Annotated in this window: 16 protein-coding genes; 8 read left to right on the forward strand and 8 right to left on the reverse strand. The window is 71.5% G+C overall.

What is annotated here, in order from left to right; translation table 11 throughout:
• Positions 1-4 precede the first annotated feature (4 nt).
• Both NITAL_RS15755 and NITAL_RS15760 read right to left on the reverse strand, forming a co-directional pair.
• Complete coding sequence (locus tag NITAL_RS15755; protein ID WP_052664145.1) at positions 5-1045, reverse strand: IS110 family RNA-guided transposase; 1041 nt, start codon at positions 1043-1045, stop codon at positions 5-7.
• A gap of 296 nt (positions 1046-1341) precedes the next feature.
• Positions 1342-1572: a hypothetical protein gene (locus NITAL_RS15760; RefSeq protein ID WP_052667189.1), complete on the reverse strand. Its 231-nt coding sequence runs from the start codon at positions 1570-1572 to the stop codon at positions 1342-1344.
• Between the two features lie 391 nt (positions 1573-1963).
• On the opposite strand from NITAL_RS15760, the gene NITAL_RS15765 reads away from it, so the two are divergent.
• The 3 genes from NITAL_RS15765 to NITAL_RS15775 all read left to right on the forward strand — a co-directional run bounded on the left by NITAL_RS15765 (position 1964) and on the right by NITAL_RS15775 (position 5324).
• Positions 1964-2590, forward strand: a complete 627-nt coding sequence (locus NITAL_RS15765) for a hypothetical protein (RefSeq protein WP_157041877.1) — start codon at positions 1964-1966, stop codon at positions 2588-2590.
• A 108-nt stretch (positions 2591-2698) separates the two neighbouring features.
• Positions 2699-3946, forward strand: a complete 1248-nt coding sequence (locus NITAL_RS15770; protein ID WP_052667191.1) for a sensor histidine kinase — start codon at positions 2699-2701, stop codon at positions 3944-3946.
• A gap of 88 nt (positions 3947-4034) precedes the next feature.
• The gene (locus NITAL_RS15775; RefSeq protein ID WP_052667192.1) at positions 4035-5324 is read left to right on the forward strand and encodes a glycoside hydrolase family 10-like protein; all 1290 of its coding nucleotides are present in this window, start codon (positions 4035-4037) and stop codon (positions 5322-5324) included.
• A 125-nt stretch (positions 5325-5449) separates the two neighbouring features.
• Here NITAL_RS15775 and NITAL_RS15780 read toward each other — a convergent pair whose 3' ends face one another.
• The gene (locus tag NITAL_RS15780; RefSeq protein ID WP_052667193.1) at positions 5450-6766 is read right to left on the reverse strand and encodes a ferredoxin reductase family protein; all 1317 of its coding nucleotides are present in this window, start codon (positions 6764-6766) and stop codon (positions 5450-5452) included.
• 144 nt (positions 6767-6910) lie between these two features.
• Positions 6911-9502, reverse strand: a complete 2592-nt coding sequence (locus tag NITAL_RS15785; RefSeq protein ID WP_052667194.1) for a DUF6351 family protein — start codon at positions 9500-9502, stop codon at positions 6911-6913.
• Positions 9503-9765: 263 nt separating this feature from the next.
• Here NITAL_RS15785 and NITAL_RS15790 point away from each other — a divergent pair, with 263 nt between their 5' ends.
• Complete coding sequence (locus NITAL_RS15790; protein ID WP_052667195.1) at positions 9766-10611, forward strand: hypothetical protein; 846 nt, start codon at positions 9766-9768, stop codon at positions 10609-10611.
• Between the two features lie 48 nt (positions 10612-10659).
• On the opposite strand, the gene NITAL_RS15795 is transcribed toward NITAL_RS15790, so the two are convergent.
• The 3 genes from NITAL_RS15795 to NITAL_RS15805 all read right to left on the reverse strand — a co-directional run bounded on the left by NITAL_RS15795 (position 10660) and on the right by NITAL_RS15805 (position 14315).
• The gene (locus NITAL_RS15795) at positions 10660-11136 is read right to left on the reverse strand and encodes a response regulator (RefSeq protein ID WP_052667196.1); all 477 of its coding nucleotides are present in this window, start codon (positions 11134-11136) and stop codon (positions 10660-10662) included.
• A 77-nt stretch (positions 11137-11213) separates the two neighbouring features.
• On the reverse strand, positions 11214-12485 hold the full coding sequence (locus NITAL_RS15800; protein ID WP_052667197.1) for a murein hydrolase activator EnvC family protein: 1272 nt from the start codon (positions 12483-12485) through the stop codon (positions 11214-11216).
• Positions 12486-12611: 126 nt separating this feature from the next.
• On the reverse strand, positions 12612-14315 hold the full coding sequence (locus tag NITAL_RS15805) for a SulP family inorganic anion transporter (protein ID WP_052667198.1): 1704 nt from the start codon (positions 14313-14315) through the stop codon (positions 12612-12614).
• 125 nt (positions 14316-14440) lie between these two features.
• On the opposite strand from NITAL_RS15805, the gene NITAL_RS15810 reads away from it, so the two are divergent.
• On the forward strand, positions 14441-14779 hold the full coding sequence (locus tag NITAL_RS15810) for an ArsR/SmtB family transcription factor (protein ID WP_052667199.1): 339 nt from the start codon (positions 14441-14443) through the stop codon (positions 14777-14779).
• A 12-nt stretch (positions 14780-14791) separates the two neighbouring features.
• Here the strand turns inward: NITAL_RS15810 and NITAL_RS15815 are convergent, their stop codons facing one another.
• A complete protein-coding gene (locus tag NITAL_RS15815) occupies positions 14792-16018 on the reverse strand; it encodes a PucR family transcriptional regulator (protein ID WP_052667200.1) in 1227 nt (408 codons plus the stop codon).
• A gap of 262 nt (positions 16019-16280) precedes the next feature.
• Here NITAL_RS15815 and NITAL_RS15820 point away from each other — a divergent pair, with 262 nt between their 5' ends.
• From NITAL_RS15820 to NITAL_RS15830, 3 genes are all read left to right on the forward strand, one after another.
• A complete protein-coding gene (locus tag NITAL_RS15820; protein ID WP_211262448.1) occupies positions 16281-17726 on the forward strand; it encodes a class I adenylate-forming enzyme family protein in 1446 nt (481 codons plus the stop codon).
• 100 nt (positions 17727-17826) lie between these two features.
• The gene (locus NITAL_RS15825; protein ID WP_052667201.1) at positions 17827-19671 is read left to right on the forward strand and encodes a DUF3556 domain-containing protein; all 1845 of its coding nucleotides are present in this window, start codon (positions 17827-17829) and stop codon (positions 19669-19671) included.
• Positions 19672-19673: 2 nt separating this feature from the next.
• On the forward strand, positions 19674-21149 hold the full coding sequence (locus NITAL_RS15830; protein ID WP_052669723.1) for a phytoene desaturase family protein: 1476 nt from the start codon (positions 19674-19676) through the stop codon (positions 21147-21149).
• Positions 21150-21297 lie beyond the last annotated feature (148 nt).

The following is a 21297-nucleotide window of genomic DNA, read 5'->3' on the forward strand; positions in this document are numbered from 1 at the left end:
CCGCTCATGCCGCGGCGATCTCTTCGGTCGTCGCGGAGTCGGCGAGTAGCTGCCGGTAGATCACGTTGCACAGCTGCCGCTTGAGGGCGCGCATCGCTTCGCGGCGGGACTTGCCTTCCGCGAGACGCCGGTCGACGTAGGCACGGCCGGGGCTGGTGTGCGAGAGCTGGCTGAGAACGACCATGTGGATGGCGGCGTTGAGCCGCCGGTTGCCTCGTCGTGAGAGCCGGTGACGCGAGACGTCTCCGGACGAGGCTTCGATCGGTGCGGTGCCGGCGTAGCTCGCGAAGTGGGCCCGGCTGGGGAACCGGTCGATGTCGCCGGCATGGCCGATGATCGTGGCCGCGAGGATCGGTCCGATGCCTACGATGTCGGTCAGGGTGGTCTTGGAGGCCGTGACGGCTTCGACGATGCGACCGTCGATGTCGACCAGCTGCCGGTCGATCTTGCGCAGGTCGGCAACGAGCTCCCTCGCGAGCTGCTTGCGCTGTACCGCGACGACGCCTTCAGGGCGGATGCCCTGTAGCAGTCGGCTGGCCCTCTCGGCTGTGAGATGTAGCGGAGCGCCGCCTGGACGCAGATGCCGCAGATGGTTGTGCAACCGGCACACGATCCGGTTACGGGACGCCGACAGCTGATCGCGCCGATCGGAGAGCATCCGCAGCACCACCGTGACGTCCTCGGGCCCGACCTGGCGCAGCTGGCGTCCGTGCAGGGCAGCGATCGCGGTCGAGCGGGCATCGTGGCTGTCGGACTTGCGGGCCGACCCGCCCGAGAGCAGACGCACCCGAGCCGAGAGGGTGGCGGGCACGTCGGTGACCGGCTCACCAGCGGCGATCAGCTGTTGGGCCAGCAGCCGTCCGAGTCCGTTGGCGCCCTCGACCGCCCACCGACGGTCCGGCCACGCCGCGGCGAAGGTTTGCAGCTGATGGATCTGGTGCTTGCCGGCCGTGACGCGTAGCTCCGCTAGGACCTCTCCGGCCGCGTCGAGCGCGACGGCGGTGTGCGAGCTCTTGTGGGGATCGATCCCGATGATGACGTCCATGCTGGTCTCCTCGTTGGTGAACGTGCAGGAGCCGCTACGGACAGTCCTGATGCGAGTTCAGACATCCCTCTGTCGAGTCACGTGGCGGCGGCCTCGGCGGGCGCACCTCGTTACCAAGTCAGCCGGAGGCGACAGGGGATTACAGAGCGTTCCCGCCGAGGCCATCGACGCTACGGAAGGCCATCCGTCTCGTCGCCCACCACCGAGTCTCCATCAGGGGATTATGGTGCGGTGGTGACTTGCGTCCCGCCTGTCGCTGCTACGCGCTCTCGCGTTGGAGCGTGAGCTCCCACAGGTCACCCCTCGTGGGCCGTCACGGTCGCCGAGAGGTAGGTGACGTCGCCGTCGTGGACGAGGAGCCTGGCACCGACCTGAAGGTTCTCGTCACCGTCGACCGGCCGTGGTCCGTCGAGCCGAGCGAGCAGCCGTTCGAGTTCGGGTAGGAATCGGTTGCGCAGGTCTCGTCGCTGAGCCGGGGTGCCGGTCCGGTCGGCGAGGCCGTCGAGCGGGATGTCCCGCCGGATCACGATGTCGAAGTGGACCGGGGTTGGTGGGGTTCGCTTCGTCGTCGGTGAAGGTGTCCGTCGCCCACACCTCGTAGCCGAGGTCACGGACCGTGCTGACACCGACGGTGTAGTAGTTCGTGTAGCGGGTCCCGACGGCGAGGCGGCCGGGCGATTCCTGCACGCCCTACCCACAGCGCCCCATCCACGGACGGGGCGCTCGTGTGTCCGCGCCTGATGCAGGCATCGGTGCGCCGCGGCCCACAGGTCGGGCCGGGGGAGTGCGGGACGCGTCCCCGGGTCCTCGCGTCGGCCGACACGAGGACCCGGCGTCCACTGCGGACCGGGACGACTCGGTGCCCTCGACCGGAGACCGAGTACGGTCCGCCGTCGAACGATCGTGAGGGTGGAACCCGTGACCGAGGGCACGGAGGTCGAGGGGCTCGCGACGCCAGCGCGCCGGAGGCCGGGTCCTGCGATCACCGCGGTCGTCGCGGCATCGCTGATCGCGGCGCTCGCGTGGTGGGCCACCACACCCGATGCCCTGTCGGACGCGGCTGGTACCACGGTCGGGATGGCGGCACCCACCGACGGCTCGCTGTTCGTCGGCCAGTACGGGACGGCCAGCCACGACGTGGTGATCGAACGCGTCGAACCCGTGGTGGTCGACGGTCTCGCTGCGACGGTCTGGATGTGTCACCCGGTCCATGGCTCCGACCCGATCGGCTCCATGCGCGCCGCCGACGTCGACGAGTTCTGCACCGATCTCGTGCCGGTGGAGCGAGGTACCGTCCTGCCCGGGTACTCGGGAACACCACCCGACGAGACCCTGGCGTATCTGCTGGTGGAGCTCGAGCCCACCGCCGATCACCCGCAAGGCTTCTGCGGTCTCGACGTGACCTACCGGGATGGGTGGCGCAAGGGACGGCACCGCCAGGCCGGAGGTCCCCAGGCCATCACCAACGCACCCACCGAAGACGACGACCTCTTCGGCGATGCCGGCGACCTCCTCGACGCCTGTCCGGTCGCCCTCCGCGAGTAGCTGGGTCGCTCGCACGAGACCGCCCGAGGGTCCGGGTCGCCCAGCGCCGCGTCGGACAGCGAGCGCGTGCTCGTTGTACGGTGAGCGCCGAGCGGGCCGGGGGGCACGGTGGAGCGGGAGCGGGAGCCGACGGGCGCGTCCCGCCTGCTCGACGGCGTCCTCACATCCGCCGGGCGGCTGGTGGCGCCCGCCGATGTCGTCACGGGCCGACTCACCACGCTGCTCGCGACCCTGTGGCTCACGGGTGGCTCGTGGGTGATGTTCGCCTCACTGCTCGGCGTCTACGACGAGGGGTGGCTGCCCGGCGTCCTTGGGATCGCGGGCGGCGCGATCGTCCTCGGCGGGACCCTCCTGGCGCTCCGCCGACGGCGTCTCGGCACGGGCTGGCACGTCGCGCTCACCCTGGTCGGGTCGGTAGCGACCGCGCTCGTGACGCTGTGGGCGGGCCCGCGTGGCGCCGGGGTGACCGGTGTGCTCTTCGTGTACGTGACCAGCTTCGCGGCCGTCTCGCTCCTCCGTCAGTCGCTGTCCATCGTGGTCGTGTCGGCCGGGATACACCTGGCGGCTCTGACGGCGGCCGGCTACCCCGCAGCGTTGGGGACGTGGCTGCTGACCTGGGGAACGGCCATCGTGGCCGGTGCGGTGGTGGGCGTGGCGGTGTACTGGCTGCGGCAGTTGGTCGACCGGCTCGAGGAGTCCGATGAGCTCAAGACCCGCTTCGTGGCGACCGTCTCGCACGAGCTACGGACACCGCTGACGGCGATCATCGGGTTCAGCGAGCTGCTGCTGAAGGACTGGGACCGACTCGAAGACGTCGAACGGCGCCGGTACATCGCGGTCGTCGAGCGTCAGGCGCAACGTCAGCTGCGCATGGTCGAGGATGTCCTGACCATGTCGACCATCCTGCGCGGCACCGTGACCGCGGCCCCGGAACTCGTCGACGTCCGCGACCTCGTCATGAGGGTGGTCGAGGGTCTGCGGTTCGACGTGGCGGTCGAGATCGACGCGCCCGTGACCGCAGCGGCTGATCCCTCCCAGCTCGAGCAGATCGTGGAGAACCTGCTGGTCAACGCCGATCGCTACGGCGCGCCACCGGTCGTGGTGCGGGCGGAGCCGGCGGACGGCCACGTGCGGATCGGTGTGATCGACCACGGCGAGGGCATCGCCGGTGGCCTCGACGGCGACCTGCTCGAGGCGTTCGTTCAGGGCGACAGCGGTGATCGACGCAGCTCCCGCGGCGTCGGTCTCGGCCTGACCATCTGTCGCGACCTGGTCGCACTCAACGACGGGCAGCTCACCTACCGGGACACGCCTGGGGGCGGGGCCACCATCCGGGTCACCCTCCCGCACGGTTGAGCGATCCGGCGCGTCCGCGCGGACCGGTCCATGGTCGGGCACGCTGCCTGCCACCGTCCGGAGCTCTCGCCTGCGCCATCTGACCGTCGTGCTCGCCGTCGCCGCCCTCGGGCTGGCGGCGACGTCGTGCGGCTCGAAGCTCGACGACACGCCGCCCGACGACCCGGCGGCGATCGAGTCTCCCGCGCCGACGCCGACCGCACCGGCCGAGCCCCCACCCCCGGACGAGCCGGAGGAGCCGCCCCCGACGGCCGAGCCGGAGCCGGAGCCGGACGCGGAACCGGAGGTCGTGCGGGGGGCCTGGGTGCACCTGTTCGACGACGCGCTCAAGAGCCGAGCCGGCATCGTCGCGGTGGTCGACGAACTCGCCGGCGCGGGTGCCAACACGATCGTCGCCCAGGTCGCGCGGCGCCACGACGCCTACTACCGGTCGGCGTACCTACCACCGACGGCCGACCCGCAGCTCGAGGCGGACCTCGACGTCCTCGGTGAACTGCTCCGCGTCGCCCACGACCGCGGGCTGGCGGTGCACGCCTGGATCGCAGTCGCGCCGACCTGGCACCCGGTCTACGACGACCTCCCGCGACCTCCAGGTTGGCTGCCGGCCGACCACGGCCTGGCGGCCGTCGAGGAGCAGCGTTGGGTGACCCGCGCCGCCGACGGCACGTGGTCCGACTACCTCGACCCCGCCCTCCCCGAGGTGCAGGACCACGTGGTGGCCACCGTCCTCGACATCGTGCGCAACTACGCGGTCGATGGCATCCACCTCGACTACGTGCGTTACGCCTCCGAGCAGCACGGCTACCACCCGCGGGCGCTGGACCGCTTCCGGGCCGAGACGGGTGCCATCGGCACCCCCGAGCCGCGGGACGCTGCCTGGTCGCAGTGGCGCCGCGACCGGGTGACCGAGCTGGTCGCGGGTGTCGCCGACGCCGTGGACGAGGCAGCTCCTGAGGTGCTCCTGTCGGCGGCGCTGATCGCCTGGGGGGAGGGGCCCGGCGGCAGCGGCGTGACGACCTTCCACGACACGCGCACCTACCGGGACGCGTTGCAGGACTGGGAGTCGTGGGCCCGCGACGGGCTCGTGGACGTGCTCATGCCGATGGTGTACTTCCGCGAGGCGGACAGCCAGCAGGCCGGTTGGTTCACCCGCTGGACCGACTACCAGCGGGCCCTCAACGCCGAGACCGACGCACGCATCGTCCCGGGGGTCGGCGGGTGGCTGAACGCCCCCGCGGCGACCGTCGATCAGACCGTGCGGTCGATGGGGGTGGGCGACGGGGCGATGGTCTACTCCTACCAGCAGCCGACGGCCGATGAGAGCCGCGAGGTGTGGCGCGAGCTCGCGGACCGGCGGTGGGGGCAACCTGCCCCGTGAGGCCCGGCCGCGGCCGGCGTCAGACGGCGTTGGCGAGCAGCGCGAAGGCCACGGATGCCACGGCGGCGACGATGGCCGTGGCGATCACGAACCGGGTCACGAGGGTGTGGCGCACCGCGTCCTCCTCACAGGAAGTCGAACCGTTCGAGGTTGACCTTCTCGCCGGGGATCCCCCGGTCGTGCAGCGCCTCCTCGACGGCGTCCATCATGGGGTCCGGGCCACAGACGAAGTGTTCCAGACGGTGCTCGTCCTCGGGCAGGTGCCGGTCGAGCACCTCGGGGGTGATGAAGCCGGTCTCGCCCGCCCACCCGTCGGGTGGGTCGTCCAGCACGTGGACGATCGTGAGGTCCAGGCGCTGCTCGAGATCGTCGAGCTCGTCGAGGTAGGCGACCTCGTCCCAGCTCGGGTTGCCGTAGATCAGCCAGACCGGACGCTGGTCGCCGCGGTCCGCCAGGGTGTGGAGCATGCTCATCACGGGGGTGATCCCGATGCCGCCGACCACGAAGACGAACCCCGGTGCCTCGTTGCGCTCGTAGGTGAACGCGCCGTGGGGGCCGTCGAGGTAGGCCCGGGTCCCCGGCTCGTAGGTGCCGATCGTGCTGGTGAAGTCGCCGAGCTCCTTGATCCCGAAGGTGACCGTGTCGGTCCGTTCCGCGCTGGAGCAGAACGAGAACGGGTGCTCGGTGATCGCGTACGGGGACCGGGCGAGGGTCAGCCAGGCGAACTGGCCGGGCTCGAAGCGCATCCCGTCGTGGCCGTCGGCCCGCAGGTGCAGCTCCCAGGTGTCACCGGGGAGCTCCTGGACCCGTTCGACCACCCACGGGCGGCGACGCAGCTGCCAGGGGCGGATGAGTCGGACGTGCGCGTACATCGAGATGAACAGCGCCGTCATCACGATCCAGAGCCCCCGGCGGATCGGTCCGTCGACGTAGTAGCCCGCCAGCCAGATGTGGACCAGCGCCATGATGATGATGGCCAGGCCCAGCAGCCCGTGGGTCACCCGCCACAGCTCGTAGCTCAACCCGAGGCGCTCGCGCCAGATCGAGGCGGCGATGATGAGCACGACCAGGCCGAGGGCGAGGATGCCGGTGATCCCGTCCGCCTCGGCTTCGGACGGATCGAAGATCGCGCCACCGAGCTCGGTCACGAACACCAGGATGATGGGGTGGATGAGCAGGAAGCCGAACGCGACGTAGGAGATCTGCTTGTGGTACTTGAGCACGAGGTCGAGGCCGTACGGGGCGGAGACCGGGTGGAAGCGCGCGGTGGTGGCGAACTGCAGCCCCAGCATGGACAGCCCGACGAAGCCCAGCGCGATGGACAGCTCCATCCAGAACCCGCGGGCGGGCGGGGGATCGCCGACGATCATGAAGAACAGCGGCGCGACGACCATGATCAGGTACACGACCGACCAGAGCATGCCGCGGACGGCGAGGGTCACCTGACCTCCTGGTGGTGGGTCCGGTCAGGAACGTACGGGGTGGGTCGGACCGCTCACGGGGACGGACGGACGGGCCCCGAGCGTCACCGCAGCTCGGTCAGCATCTCGATCGAGTGCTCGAGCGTGGCGTCGCTGAGGGTGTGGTCAGGTGCGGCGTCGGGCGCCCGCGACGGCAGCCAGGGTCGCCAGCCCGAGGAGTCCGAGGACGCCACCGGAGACCGGCCGGGTTGCCGCGCCGGCCGGTTCGGCGTGCAGGTGGCCCGGCGGCACGTGACCGCCGGGACCGCCCGGCGCACCCGGGCCGCCGGGACCCCCGGGACCGCCGGGTCCACCGGGCTGCCCGGGGGTGACCGGACGGTTGGGCGGCGCGGGACGGTCGGGCTCATCGGGGTCGGGGTCGCCGGGCGCGTCGGGGATGGGCTCCGAACGCGCGACCACGTTCGGGATGGGCGTGGGCTCCTGCGCGGTGTCGGTGCCGAACGACAGCCAGCTCCGGCTGTGATCGACCTCGCCGACGCCGGGCTGCGACCAGTCGCAGACCCCGTCGGGGAACACCGCCAGGAGCCGCTCCCACTGCCCGTCGTCGAGCCCCGCCCCGTCCACGGCGCGATCGGGTGCCCGCAGGGAGCACTTGATCACGTCCTCGGCCAGCGGCCCGCCCGCGACCGTACGGGGGCTGCCGAGCGGTCGGAACACCTGCTCGCAGACCTGGTCGCGGTCGCCGCCGAGCGGCACGTTGAGCGCGAGCGGGCTGACCCCCGCCGTGGTCACGACGCACCCGTCCGCCGCGTCGATCGGCCGGGTCGCGGCGACGGCGTCGGCCCACCCGTTGGTGGACGTCCCGCCCGCGGCTGCTCGTGCGTCGGCCAGCCCGGTGATCCAGCGGTCGATGGTGTTCCACGCATCGTTCGGCAGGGGCAGCCCCGACCAGATGGCGTGCGTGTCGATCCGTCCCTTGCGTGCCTCCAGCCGGTCACGGACCTGGTAGGCGCGGACAGCGTCGTGGAACCCCAGGATCGGGATGGGATCGACGTAGGTGGACGTGAAGATCAGGGGTGCTTGGTCCAGCGCGCCGCGCCCGGACACGGCGCCGATCTCGTACATCTTGCGGGCCAGGTCGGGGGACATGGCCATGCGCTCGTCGACGATGTTGCCGTCGATGTCGAAGCCGCCGATCGCCTCGTTGAGCGCCACGAACTCCTCGGCGCTGATGCGTCCGGCCTCGAAGGCGGCCCGGCCGTACTGCAGCCCGACGTTGTCCACGGGACGGTGGGCGAACCCGGTCTCCTCGTCGATGCCCATGATGTTGACCATCGCGTCCTGCAAGGTGCAGCGCACGCCACCCGGGTTGGTCTCCGGGTGGTAGATCAGTTCGCGGGGGACCGATCCGTGGCACCCGGTCGCGGCCTCGAGGTGGCCGGCGAACATGTCGTCCCAGTCGTGACAGATCTGGGTGGTGAGGTGGCCGCTGACCGCCTGGCGCTTCGACATCGTCCAGGTGCCCGGGTCGGACTCGAAGACGTTCAGGAGGAGGCGGCAGTCCGCCGGGCTCATCGCGGTGGTGACCACGTCCGGGAAGGTGACCATGGGCACGCCGCCGTCGAGCAGCCCCGGGTAGGAGTCCATGGTGGTGATCTGCTGGATGGCCCCGCCCGAGGCGCCGCTGCCGAAGGCGAGTTCCACCGGTCCGTAGGTCTCGTGGACGTGCTCGCGGATCATCATGAACGTCTCGGCCGAGATCACCTGGTTGCAGTGCACGCCGAGCGTGGTCATCGTCGAGTGCGAGACGAGGTAGCCGTCCCCGACGGGCGGCTGCGGCACCGCGGGCAGGCCATCGAACGACGAACCGGTCCCGTCGACGATCCCCGTCAGGACCGAGTCGACCGAGTTGGTGCCCTGGTGGTAGCCGACACCGCAGGATGCACCCCACTGGTGGAGCATCCGCCCGTTCCACGCCTCGGTCGGCTCGTACGGCGCATCAGGTCCGCGGGCGGCCGGGTCGTCGAGGACGGCGATGCGGGTCACGCCGCGGTTGATGGTGCTGGTCTCGACGCGCACGACGTAGGGCACGACCTCGCCGTCGGTGGTGACGGTGGTGACGGTGTCGCTCGGGTAGCCGCCGTAGGGGTCATCGAGCTCTTGGAAGCGTGCCCCGTCGAGGGCGGAGAGGGAGAACCATTGGACCCGAGTCTCGATCGAGCAGTCGTCGTCGATCGGCTCGCCGAGGCCCATCGCCGTCGTCCGACAGATGAACGGCTCCTGGTGCGGACCGGAGAACACCGGGCCCGTGATCGGGTGGCTCCGGACCGGCAGGGTGGCGCCGCGGGTGCCGTGGTCCGGGTGGTGCGCCTGCAGCGCCACCAGGTTGTCGCCGTCGACGAGCCCGTCGACCAGGCCGAGCAGCGGGCCGTCCTCGTCGGGGGAGAAGCGGTCGGTGACGTCCTCTCCGTTGCGCGTCACGACGAGGTCGTCGGCCTCGTCCAGGCCGCGGATCGCGAACAGCGCGTCCCCGCCGGTGACGGTCGCGGCGCGGGTGGAGACCACGGCGAGTTCGAGCTCACCGTCCTCGAGCGGCCCCGAGACGCCGGTGAAGTCGTCCACCTCGACCAGACGCCCGGGAGCCGTGTCACCGGGCGTCTCGGCGGACCACGCGGGTGCGACCAGCGCGGCCACGAGGGCCAGGGCGGTGACGACCGCCGGCAGCAGGCGAGCAGGTTCGGACCGAGCTGGTGACATCGACGCTCCCGACGACGAGGGTTGCCCTTCCTCGTCGTTCCGCGTGCGCGTGCCCGGTGCCTGCCGAACCTCGCGTACTGGACGGTACGCGCGCGCCCCCGTCGGCAGGCGCACACGATGCTCCGGGTCGGAGCGGCGAGCGCTCGGACGATGTCGACGCCCCGGGGGGCGAGCCCGGTGCGGATCGGGGGTTGCCGTGACCTGCGGCCCTGGACGGGAGGCGTTCCGACCCGCACCATGGAGACCTTGGATGAGGAGCTTCCATGGTCGAGGTGCTCGCGGTCCTGGGGTTGGCGGCGCTCGCCGCCGTGCTCGTGTGGGGGTGGCGGCGGCTCAGCCGTGCGGCCGAGCCTGGTCCGCGGCGCACCGCGTGGGGCGGTGACGAGGACCGCGGTGGTACCCGCATCGTGCTCGACATCGAGAGCTCCGACCCGGACGACCCGGCCGTGCAGCGGCTGGTGCAGGAGGCTGCCCACCGCGTCCTCGCGCGGGACCGGGACCTGGTGGAGGTCGAGGTCGTGGCGCGTGACGGCACGGTCCTCGGCGTCGAGCACCGACCCGAACCGCTCCCGGCGGACGTCGAGCTCCCGCCCGCGCTCCGTACGCCCCACGCCCCGGCCCGGCACACCCCGTCGCCGGTCCCGCAGAGCGATCCGGGCCACCCCCGGTACGTGGCAGAGCCGGCCCCCGAGGTGCGCGCGACGCCGCTCGCCGAGCGGTTGGACCTCGCACCGGCGATCCGCAGCCGCATCGCCGACCCGGACCGTGCCCTCGACGTGCTGCGGGCGATCCTGGAGGCGTCGGATCGCCCCGTGGAGGTCGACGGTGACCTGCTGGTGACCGGTGACGTGGCCGTGGCGGTGGTCGACCCGCGTGGCGACACCGAGCGGGCGCTCAACCACGCGTTCCTCCGCATCCAGGGGACCGATGTCGCGCGCGGGATGATCGTGCGGCTCGGGTACGTCGACCCGACGCTGACGCGTCGCCGCGAGGCCGCGGCACCCCACGTGCGTCACGTGGGGGCGGACGCGATCCAGCGGATGGCCGACGCCGTCGCCGCGGGTGCCGACCCGATCGCGTTCGCGGCCGGGCCCGTCACGGTCGGTTGATCCGTTGGCTCGGTCGGCGCGTGCCCAGATGGGGAGCGTACGCCGCGGTCAGTCGGGGGCATCCGGTCCGGTGAGCGGGGCGTCGCGCTCCACACGCCGTCGACGCAGCGCGGACGGGGCCAGGACGTCCTCGCCCGCCAGGGCTCTGCGGAACAGCGCGACGTCGGTCGGCAGCAGGTCGGGGAGCTCGAGGATCGTCGTCTTCTCGTAGTAGACGAACGCGCCAGCCACCAGGACCTCCTGCTCCCACCGCTCGGCATCCAGGCCGGACAGGGCGGCCAGCATCGTGGTGGGGCCGGCTCGTAGCAGGCGAGGGATCACCTCGATGCCGCTCTCGCCGCTGAGCAGCACGTCGAGCAGCAGCACATCCGGCTTGGTCTCGGTGACCAGATCGACGGCATCGTCGCCGGTCGCTACGACACCGACCAGATCGACGTGATCCTCCAGCACCCGGCGGACGAGGCCCCGGAAGGCGGGATCGTCGTCGCAGACACCGACCCGGAGGGCTGGCTGCGTGTTCGACACGTGCGCCACCTCCTCACCGTCCGGCGCCGCCCGGAGTCTAGGCCCCTCGCCCGTCGTGGTGCCGCCTTCACGGAGCGCTAGCGACAGAGCTGCGCGAGCGTCGGGTAGGGGTTGATCCACCGTCCCCCGTGGTGACGCTGGATGTGGTTGTGCGGTGGGGTGGTGCGCGCGTTGCCGGTGCGTCCGACGGTCGCGATCTGCTGGCCGGCCACGATCCGCGTCCCGACCTCGATCCCCGGGCTGATCGTGTCGAGGTGCGCGTTGTACCAACGTGACCCGTCCGTGGTCTCGTAGGTCACGGTGATCCCGCCGAGGCGCGTGGGTCGCGAGGGCGGGTCCATGCGGGTCACCACACCGTCGGTGATGGCGATCACGGGGGTCCCGGTCGGGGCGAAGACGTCGTTGCCCTGGTGGCGGCGGCCACCGGAGCGGGGGAAGCCCCAGTCGTTGATGAAGTCCCGTCCGGCGACGGCACCCTGCACCGGGCAGTAGCCGCCGTCGACGGGTGGGCCGCCCCCGCCGTTGGCGGCGGCGTCGGCCGCGCGCTGGGCGGCGAGGCGGGCCAGCAGCGCCTGGACGTGGCCCTCCACCTCGGCGTGGAGGTTGGCGGTCTGGGTGCGGTCGAGCTCGAGCTGCCCGAGGACGGCGCGGACGGTGGCCTCGTCGCGGGTGATGCGGTCGGCGACGAGGCGTGCGTCAGCGGCGAGCTGTTCGACCTCGGCGGCGACCTCGGCTGCAGCCCGCGCCGCGTCGGTGGCGGTCCGCGAGGTGATGACGATCTGGTGTTGGGCGTCGGCCTGCTCGCGGGTCAGCTGGACGGCCTCCTCGATCACCTGGGCCTGCTGGCCCACGACCCGCTCCAGCTGACGCATGCGGTGGAGGAACTCGTTCGGGTTGGTGTCGGGGGTGGTCAGCAGCCGCAGCACGCCCGTCGCTCGAGGATCGGTGCTGCCGTACTTGAACCGGGTGGCGAGCTGTGCGGCCAGCTGGTCCTCGGCCACGCCGAGGACCGTGCGCGTCCCGTCGAGTCGCTCGGTCGCGGCGGCGTGAGCGGCCCGTGCCTCGAGCGCCGTGGCCGTGGCCTCCTCCGACGCGGCACGCGCGAGGGCGAGCTGGCCCTCGGCGACGCGAAGCTGGGCACGCGCGTCGTCGAGGTTGGCGGTCAGGACCGCGAGCCGGCTGCGAGTGGTGGCGATGTCCCCGTCGAGGGTGCCGAGGTTCGAGGACAGCTCGGCGGCCTGCCGTTCCAACTCGCTGAGGTCGCTGGTGCCCCCGACGGCGGCGGCCACCGTCCCGAAGGTGAGCGCGGCCACGAGGGCTCCGACCGCGGTCAGGGGGCGCAGCCGCACGGTGAGGCTCCGGGCTCGAGGGACGTCCGGCCGCCAGGGGCGACCGTGGCCGGGGACGGCCGGTCCCTCAGGACGTCGACCGATGGCCTCGTCGCCTTGAGCCACGCACCCCAGCCACCGAGACGGTCAGGCCGGCGTCCGGGCAGGGTGGGTGTGGTCGTGGTTGGCCAGATGCTGCCGGGCGTGGGCGATGGCCTGATCGGTGTCGTCGAACAGGTGATCGCCGTGGCGCGTGACCTGGGCCAGGATGCCGGTGCGTTCCAGCACGCTGCGTGGCTGCTCCTGCACGCCGGACAGCATCACCACGATGCCGCGGCGGCTGAGCCGGGCGACCAGCGCCCGTAGGGCGGCGGCGCCGGTGACGTCCATCACCGGGACGCGCCGCATGCGCAGCACGACGATCCGGATGTGACGGTCGACACGGAGCAGCTCCTCGAAGAACCGGTCAGCAGCGCCGAAGAAGATCGGTCCCTCGATGCGGTAGACCACCAGATCGTCCCGGCGGAGCGCATGCTCGGCATCTGCGGCTGCGCGGCGCTCGTGCAGCGGTAGCTCGTCGCCTCCGAGGACCGTCGTATCGACCTGGAACAGCTGCGACATGCGGGTGACGAACAGCGCCCCGGCCGCGATCAGGCCGACTTCGATGGCCAGGATCAGGTCGAACGCCACGGTGACGCCGAGCGTGAGCAGCATCGTGGCGGCGTCGGACTTGGTGGCGCGCAGGATCTCGCGGAACTCGGCCAACTCGACCATGCGTGCAGCGACGACCATCAGGATGGCGGCCAACGCCACCAGCGGGATACGGGAGGCCAGCGGCGCGAGCGCGACCATGATCGCCGCCAGGATCAGCCCGTGGATGATCGCCGCGAGCCGGGTGCGAGCACCCGAGCGGACGTTGACGGCGGTGCGCGCGAGGGCGGCGGTGGCAGGGATACCGCCGACGACGGCGCTGCCGATGTTGGCGATGCCCTGCCCGAACAGCTCTCGTTCCGGGTCGTGCCGCTCGTCGATGGTCATGCCATCGGCCACCACGGCGGACAGCAGGCTCTCGAGCGCGGCGAGCACCGCGATCACCAGCGCCGCACGGACCAGTTCGGTGGCCCCGAGCCCGGCCACGCTCGGCAGCGCCGGGACCGGCAGGCCGGTGGGGATCGCGGGGATGCGGGCCACGGTGGCGAACACCGGCAGCAGCGACAGGCCGGTGCCGGCCAGCAGCGCTGCCATGCTGGCTGGGAAGGCCCGTAGCCGTTCGATCCGCCCCCAGCCGACCATGATGCCCACGGTCAGCAGACCCAGCAGCGGGGTGGCCGAGCCGGGGGCGTCGGCGAAGGCGCGCAGGGTCTGCCAGCTGGCAACGACCACCTGCTCGCCCTCGCCCTTGGGCGCCCCGAGGAACCCGGGCAGTTGCTGCAGGAAGATGATGACCGCGATCCCGATGGTGAACCCGGTGATCACCGGGTAGGGGATGTAGCGGATGAACCTCCCGATCCGGGCGGCGGCGAAGACCAGCAGGAACAGCCCTGCCAGGAGCCCCACCGGCGCGAGCGCAGCGACCCCGTAGTGCGACACCAGTGGCAGCAGCACGACCGTCATCGCGCCCGTCGGCCCCGAGACCTGCAGGTTGGACCCGCCGAACACCGCCGCGAGGATCCCGGCCGCCATCGCCGTGTAGAGCCCGGCCGCCGCCCCGGCACCGGAGGTGATCCCGAACCCGAGGGCCAGCGGGAGCGCGACGACCGCGACCGTGACGCCGGCCAGCAGGTCGCTGCGGAAGACGGCCAGGTCGTAGTCGGCACGGCGCGGCAGGAAGCGGGCGAGCGAGGACGGCATCGGAACCCCGGGAGCGGGCCACGCCGATCGGGTGGCTGGCGGAAGGTTACACCGTTGCGCGGATCCACGGATACACGAATCCGCGCTAACCTTCTCCCGAAGCTGATGGTGCGAGAGGCTGCCGGATGACCCGACCCGTGTACGAGCGCAAGGCCGAGCTGTTCAAGACGCTCGGGCATCCGGTGCGCATCCGCATCCTCGAGGTGCTGCGCGCCGGCGAATCCAACGTGGCCGACATCGCCGAAGCCGTGGGCGTGGGCGGCTCGACGCTGTCGCAGCACCTGACCACCCTGCGCCGCTCCGGGGTGGTCACGTCCCATCGGGAGGGTTCGCTGGTGATCCACCAGGTCACCGACCCGCGGGTGTTCCAACTGCTGGAGGTGGGACGGCAGATCCTGACCACCTCGCTGGAGGGCGACCAGGAGCTCCTCGCCGATCTCGGCCGGATGAGCTACGAGGCGTGAGTCACCGTCAGGTCACCGCGTGCGGTTGCGGAGCTGCTCGCTGGCTCGCAGCGCCACCTCGACGTCGAGGCGGTCCTCGAGCAGGGAGCGCCCGGTGAGTTCCTCCACCTTGCGGACCCGGTAGCGAACGGTGTTCTTGTGCATGTGCAGCTGCAGGGCGGCCTGCGTGTAGCTGCCGTTGCAGGCGAGGTACACCCGGACGGTCTCCCGCAGCTGCGCGAGGCTGGCATCGTCGCCGAGCAGCCCCGGCAGTTTGCGTTCGACCCACCGATGCAGGTCGGTGAGGTCCGACGTCAGCAGCGCCGTGACGGCGACGTCGTCGAACCGCGTCACCGGTGACGGATGCTGCATCCTGCCGACGATGGCACGGGCGCGCTGCGCCTCACGGAGCGATCCGCGGAAGCCGTCGAGGCCCCGGCCCGGCGCGCCCAGCGTCATCGTCACCTCCGGCAGTGACCCCAGCCCCTCCCGGAGGGCGGTGACGTCGAGCTGCGGCGGTGTCGGGCCGCTGACCCACGCCCACAGCGTGCGGTCATCGGCCATCATCGTCAGCGGCGCTCGGCCGGCGACGTCTGCCAGGACCCGGGTCACCGCCTTCAGCGTGCCCGTCGGCGGCTCGTCGGCCGGCACCCACGCGATGGCGGCCTGGTGGTGGCCATCGAGGGGCACGTCGACCAGCTTCTGAGCGGATTCCTGGCTCACGCCCTCGGCGTTGAGCAGCGTCCGGATCTGGATCGCGCGGTCGGCCCCGGCGCGCCCGTCCCACTCGCGTCGCTCGGCCTCGTAGATCGTGATCAGTCCTTCGATCACGTGGTCGATGTAGCGGTTCACGCGCCGGGTCAGGTGGGTCACGGCCGCGAGTGCCAGCCTGGTATCGACCTCGTGCGCGCGAGCGTCGAGTGCGCTCACACCCCACGTCACGAAGCGATGCTCGCCGAGCCGGTAGGCACGCAGCAGCGCCTCGAGCGACAGATCGTGTTGTGCGAACAGCCGCGCGTACTCGGCGGCAGCCGCCGGCACGGCGATCTGCTCGAGCGGGATGTCGTGCACCAGCATGTCGACGATGGCGTTCAGGTTGGCTGCGGTGCTCGACACCATCAGCCGGCGCACGACCTCGTCGTGGCGGAACTCGGGGATGACCTCGATGAACCAGTCGGTCATCTCGGTGGTCAGCGCCGGCAGGTCGTCGAGGATGGCCCTCGCGACATCGACGACCACACCTGCGGGATCCGGCTCCATGAGGCGGACCGTAGCCAGCACACCGAGCGAGCGACATGCCGTCCGTGGAACCGCCCGAGCTTCTGTCTCGGTGACACAGCGCAGACCGCCGCCGCTGTGTCGCGGCACCAAGCGGCCGCCGCCGGTGCCCCGCGCTTTGGCTCGAGGACACAACCACCGGGCGCAGGTCGGTCACGCGACGCCATGGTCGTCCATCCCGGGCCGCCGTAGCGTCCTCCGAGAAGAGCTCGCCGGGAGGGCGAGTTCCGGAGGGAGATGCGTCGTGACCGTGCTGTCATCGTTGCCGGATCGCCGAGCCGCGACCGCTCCGTCGGGATCGTGCCTGACCGATGACGTCACGACGCTCGACAACGAGGCCTTCCTCGAGGCGGTACGGCGAGCTGCCGGGACGATGTGGTCGCTCGGCGTGCGACGGGGCGACGTGGTGGCCGTCGTGCTGCCGAACCGGATCGAACTCGTCGTCACGCTCTTCGCCGCCTGGCGGCTCGGTGCCACGGTGACGCCGGTCAACCCGCGTTTCACCCAGACCGAGATCCGGGCCCAGCTCGACGACGCCGGCGCGTCGGTCGTGGTCGGCGAGACGACGACGCCGCACGTCACCCTCGACGTCGACGAACTCCGGTCGGCCGTGGGGCCCGAGTTCGAGCCCGTCGACGTGACCGCCGACGACCTCGCGCTGCTGCTCTACACCAGTGGGTCCACCGGCCAACCCAAGGGTGTGATGCTCGATCACGGCAACATCGACGCCATGTGCCGGATGATCGTCGGCGCGCTCGAGCTCGACGAGCGGGACGTCAGCCTGCTCGTCCTGCCGCTGTTCCACGTCAACGGCATCGTGGTCAGCGTCCTGTCCCCGCTGCTGGCCGGCGGTGCGACGCACATCGCCGGCCTGTTCGACCCCGCGACCTTCTTCCCGCTCGTCGAACGGACCCGGCCGACCTACTTCTCGGCGGTCCCGACCATCTACGCGACGCTGCTGGCCCAGCCCGACACCCACGACACCTCGTCGTTGCGTGTGGCGATCTGTGGGGCAGCACCCATGCCGGCCGAGCGCATCCGAGCGTTCGAGGACCGGTTCGCGATCCCCGTCGTCGAGGGCTACGGGCTCAGCGAGGGGACCTGCGCGTCGACGATCAACCCGCTGCACGGCCCCCGGCGTCCCGGCACGGTCGGGATCGCGCTGCCGGGGCAGCGGCTGCGCGTCGTCGACCCGAACGGGGACGACGTGCCGGCCGGCGAGGAGGGCGAGGTGCTGATCGCCGGCCCAAACGTGATGCGCGGCTACCTCGGTATGCCGGAGGAGACCGAGCGAACGATCGTCGATGGCTGGCTGCGCACCGGTGACGTCGGCCGGATCGACGCCGACGGCTACCTGGTGCTGGTCGACCGGCTGAAGGACATCATCATCCGTGGTGGGGAGAACCTGTACCCCAAGGAGATCGAGAACGCCCTCCACGCGCACGTCGACGTGACCGACGCCGCGGTGGTCGGGGTGGCGCACGAGCTGCTCGGCGAGGTGCCGGTGGCGTTCGTCACGGTCCGGCCAGGCAGCGATGTCGCTGCGGACGAGCTCGAGGCGCGCTGCCGCGAGCGCATCGCCTCGGTCAAGGTGCCGAGCCGCATCATCATCGTCGATGCCCTCCCGAAGAACCCGGTCGGGAAGATCGACAAGCCCGCACTGCGTCGGGTGGCGGCACCCGTGGGCTGACCGGACCCACCGCAGGAAGCATCACGACCACCCGTCGCGGGTGGCTGACCAGCCGTGCCCGCAGAGCGTGGGCCGGCGATACCTGGGAGGAGCTAGCCAGATGGGATTCAAGGAGGGGGACTTTCCCCCGGTCGACCCCGGACCGTTCCTGGAGAAGCCGTTGTTCGAGCGCACCAAGACGCTCGCGCTGCACTGGGTGGAGTACGGCTTCGGATCGCCGAAGATGATCCCGACCACCTACGTGGTCAAGGTCGTCCTCGTCTACCTCATCGCCGGCACGGCCATCGCCACCCACTCGTCGGGGGTCGGGCCGTTCTGGGACATCGGGGGCTGGTGGGATCAGCCGATCGTCTGGCAGAAGCTCGTGCTGTGGACCGTCCTGCTCGAGGCGATCGGCATCGCCGGATCGTGGGGCCCCATCGCCGGCAAGTTCAAGCCGATGACCGGTGGGGTGGTGTTCTGGGCACGTCCCGGGACGATCCGGCTCCGACCGTGGAAGCGCGTCCCGTTCACCGACGGCAACAGGCGTACGGGTCTCGACGTCGTCCTCTACCTCGGGCTACTCGTGTCCCTGCTGATCGCCGTCGTCTCGCCAGGTCAGATGGGCGCGGGACTCGACGTGGCCCGCCCCGAGGTCAGCTCGGGGCTGGTGCCCCCGGTGCTGGTGGTCGCGTCGATCGTGCTGCTGGTGCTGTGCGGGCTGCGGGACAAGACGATCTTCCTCGCCGCGCGCGGTGAGCAGTACCTGCCGGCCATGATCTTCTTCACCTCGCTCGGCTTCGTCGACATGATCGTCGCCGCCAAGCTGCTCATCGCCATCGTCTGGATCGGGGCCGGGATCTCGAAGTTCGGCTACCACTTCACCCACGTGGTCGCACCGATGGTGTCCAACAGCCCCTGCGTCCCGTCCTGCGCGCTGAAGCGGGCCAGTTACCGGGATTTCCCGCGCGACATCCGACCGTCGCGCAGCGCCTCGCTGCTCGCCCACGTCGGCGGGTCCGCGGTCGAGATCGTGACGCCGCTGGTGTTGCTGTTCTCCACCGACACGAGGCTGACCCTGGCGGCCGTGGCGCTGATGGTGGTCTTCCACCTGTTCATCACGTCCACCTTCCCGCTCGCCGTGCCGCTCGAGTGGAACATCCTGTTCGGCTACCTCACGGTGTTCCTCTTCATCGGGCACCCCAACGCAGACGGGTTCGCGGTGTGGAACATCTCGTCACCGCTGCTCGGCGTCGCGATCGTCGCCGGACTGGTGTTCTTCCCTATCCTCGGCAACCTGCGGCCGGACCTCGTGTCCTTCCTGCCCTCGATGCGCCAGTACGCCGGCAACTGGGCGTCAGCCTTGTGGGCGTTCGCACCCGGCGCCGAGGCCAAGCTGAACACCATCCCGCACCGTCCGACCGTCAACCAGGTCGATCAGCTGCAGGCGATGGGCTACCCACCGGAGGTCGCCGAGATCACGATGCAGCAGACGATCGCGTGGCGGTCGATGCACAGCCAGGGCCGCGGGCTGTTCAGCGTGCTCGCCGCACGCCTCCCCGATCTCGAGGAGCGAACCGTCCGCGAGGCCGAGTTCGCTTGCAACAGCCTGATCGGCTTCAACTTCGGTGACGGTCACCTGCACGACGAGGACCTGATCGCCGCGGTGCAGGAACGCGTCGGGTTCGCTCCGGGGGAGTGGATCATCGTGTGGGTCGAGTCGCAGCCGATCCACAAGCGCACCCAGAGCTACAAGGTCATCGACGCCGCACTCGGTGTGATCGAGCGTGGTACGTGGAAGGTCGAGGACGCCGTCGATGCGCAGCCGTGGCTGCCGGACGGGCCGATCGACCTCGACGTGACCTGGCGGGCAGCAGGTCCGGCGGCAGACGCCGCCTCCGCGGCTGGTGGTGGCGAGGGCGACGCGACCGCCGGCTCCGACGTGCCCTCCCCGGCGGCTCGCTGATCGTGGCCACCGCGACCGTCGTCGGCAGCGGGCCCAACGGGCTCGCTGCCGGCGTCGCCCTGGCCCGCGGTGGCGTGGAGGTGACCGTCCTCGAGGCTGCATCCACGCCGGGCGGGGGGACCCGTTCCAGTCGCACCGCCCTGCCCGGGCTCGTGATCGACCACTGCTCGGCCATCCACCCGATGGCCGTCGGCTCACCGTTCCTGACCGGCCTCGGCCTCGAGCGGTACGGGCTGCGGTGGCGGCAGCCGGAGATCGACTGCGTCCACCCGCTCGACGGCGGCACCGCCGGGGTCCTGCACCGGTCGGTCGAGCGGACGGCCGAATGCCTCGGAGCCGACGGTGACCGGTGGTTGCGGCTGCTCGCCGGGCCGTCGGCCGGCTACGACGCGCTCGCCGAGGACATCCTCGGCCCCCTCCTGCGCGTGCCTCGCCACCCGCTGCGCCTCGCCCGGTTCGGTGTACCAGCCGCGCTGCCCGCGACCGTCCTGGCCCGGTGGTTCCGGACCGAGGAGGCGCGGGCGCTGTTCGGCGGCGTCGCGGCCCACGCGTTCCGGCCGCTCCATCGCCCCCTGTCGAGCAGCATCGGGCTTGGCATCCTGGCGGCCGGGCACCGTCACGGCTGGGCCGTCGCGGAGGGAGGGTCCCAGCGGATCGCCGACGCCCTGGTCGCTCTCCTCGGCGACCTCGGTGGCTCGGTCCACACCGGCGTGGAGGTCCGGTCGCTTCGCGATCTGCCTCCCGCCGACGTCACGATCTGGGATCTCGCGCCGGATGCGGTGACACGCGTCGTCGGTGACCGGCTGCCGCGCCGTACCCGCCGCGCGTACCGCCGCTTCCGTCGCGGCCCCGCGGCCTACAAGGTCGACTTCGCCGTCGAGGGTGGCGTGCCGTGGACGGTCGAGGCAGCCCGCCGTGCCGGCACGGTCCACCTGGGAGGCACGTTCGACGAGGTGGCGCAGGCGGAGCGTGACGTGGTCGCCGGCCGGATGCCCGCCCGTCCGTTCGTGCTCGTCGGCCAGCAGTACCTCGCCGACCCGCAGCGCTCCTCCGGTGACCTCCACCCCCTGTGGGCCTACGCCCACGTACCTCACGGTCACCCCGGGGACGTCGCGCCGGCCATCGTCGCCCAGATCGAACGGTTCGCGCCCGGTTTCACCGACCGGGTGCGCGGCACCGTGGTGCACACGCCAACCGACTTCGCTGCAGAGAACGCCAACTTCGCCGGTGGCGACATCATGACCGGCTCCAAGGACCTGCCCCAACTGGTGCTGGGTCCTCGGCCCACCCTCCACCCCTACGACCTGGGCCTCCCCGGTCACTTCGTGTGCTCGGCGGCCACGCCGCCGGGGCCGGGCGCGCACGGCATGTGCGGGGCTCACGCCGCAGCGCGAGCGCTCCGCCACCTGCGGCGCCGCGGCGTCCTGACCGCCTCGCCGACCCGACCTCCCACCGACACGACACCGTCGGCGGGATGAGCCAACACACCTGGTCACCGCTACCTCGCGGCGGTGCCGGCGTCAGCCGAGCGTGGCACGTAACGCCGAGCCCTTCGCGGGAGCATGTCCTCGTACCTGCGGCTCTGCCCTTGCCCCTCGACGTGCTCGCCTGGCAGGTCCACGCCCG

Source organism: Nitriliruptor alkaliphilus DSM 45188, assembly GCF_000969705.1.
In the GTDB taxonomy this organism is placed as follows: Bacteria; Actinomycetota; Nitriliruptoria; order Nitriliruptorales; family Nitriliruptoraceae; genus Nitriliruptor; species Nitriliruptor alkaliphilus.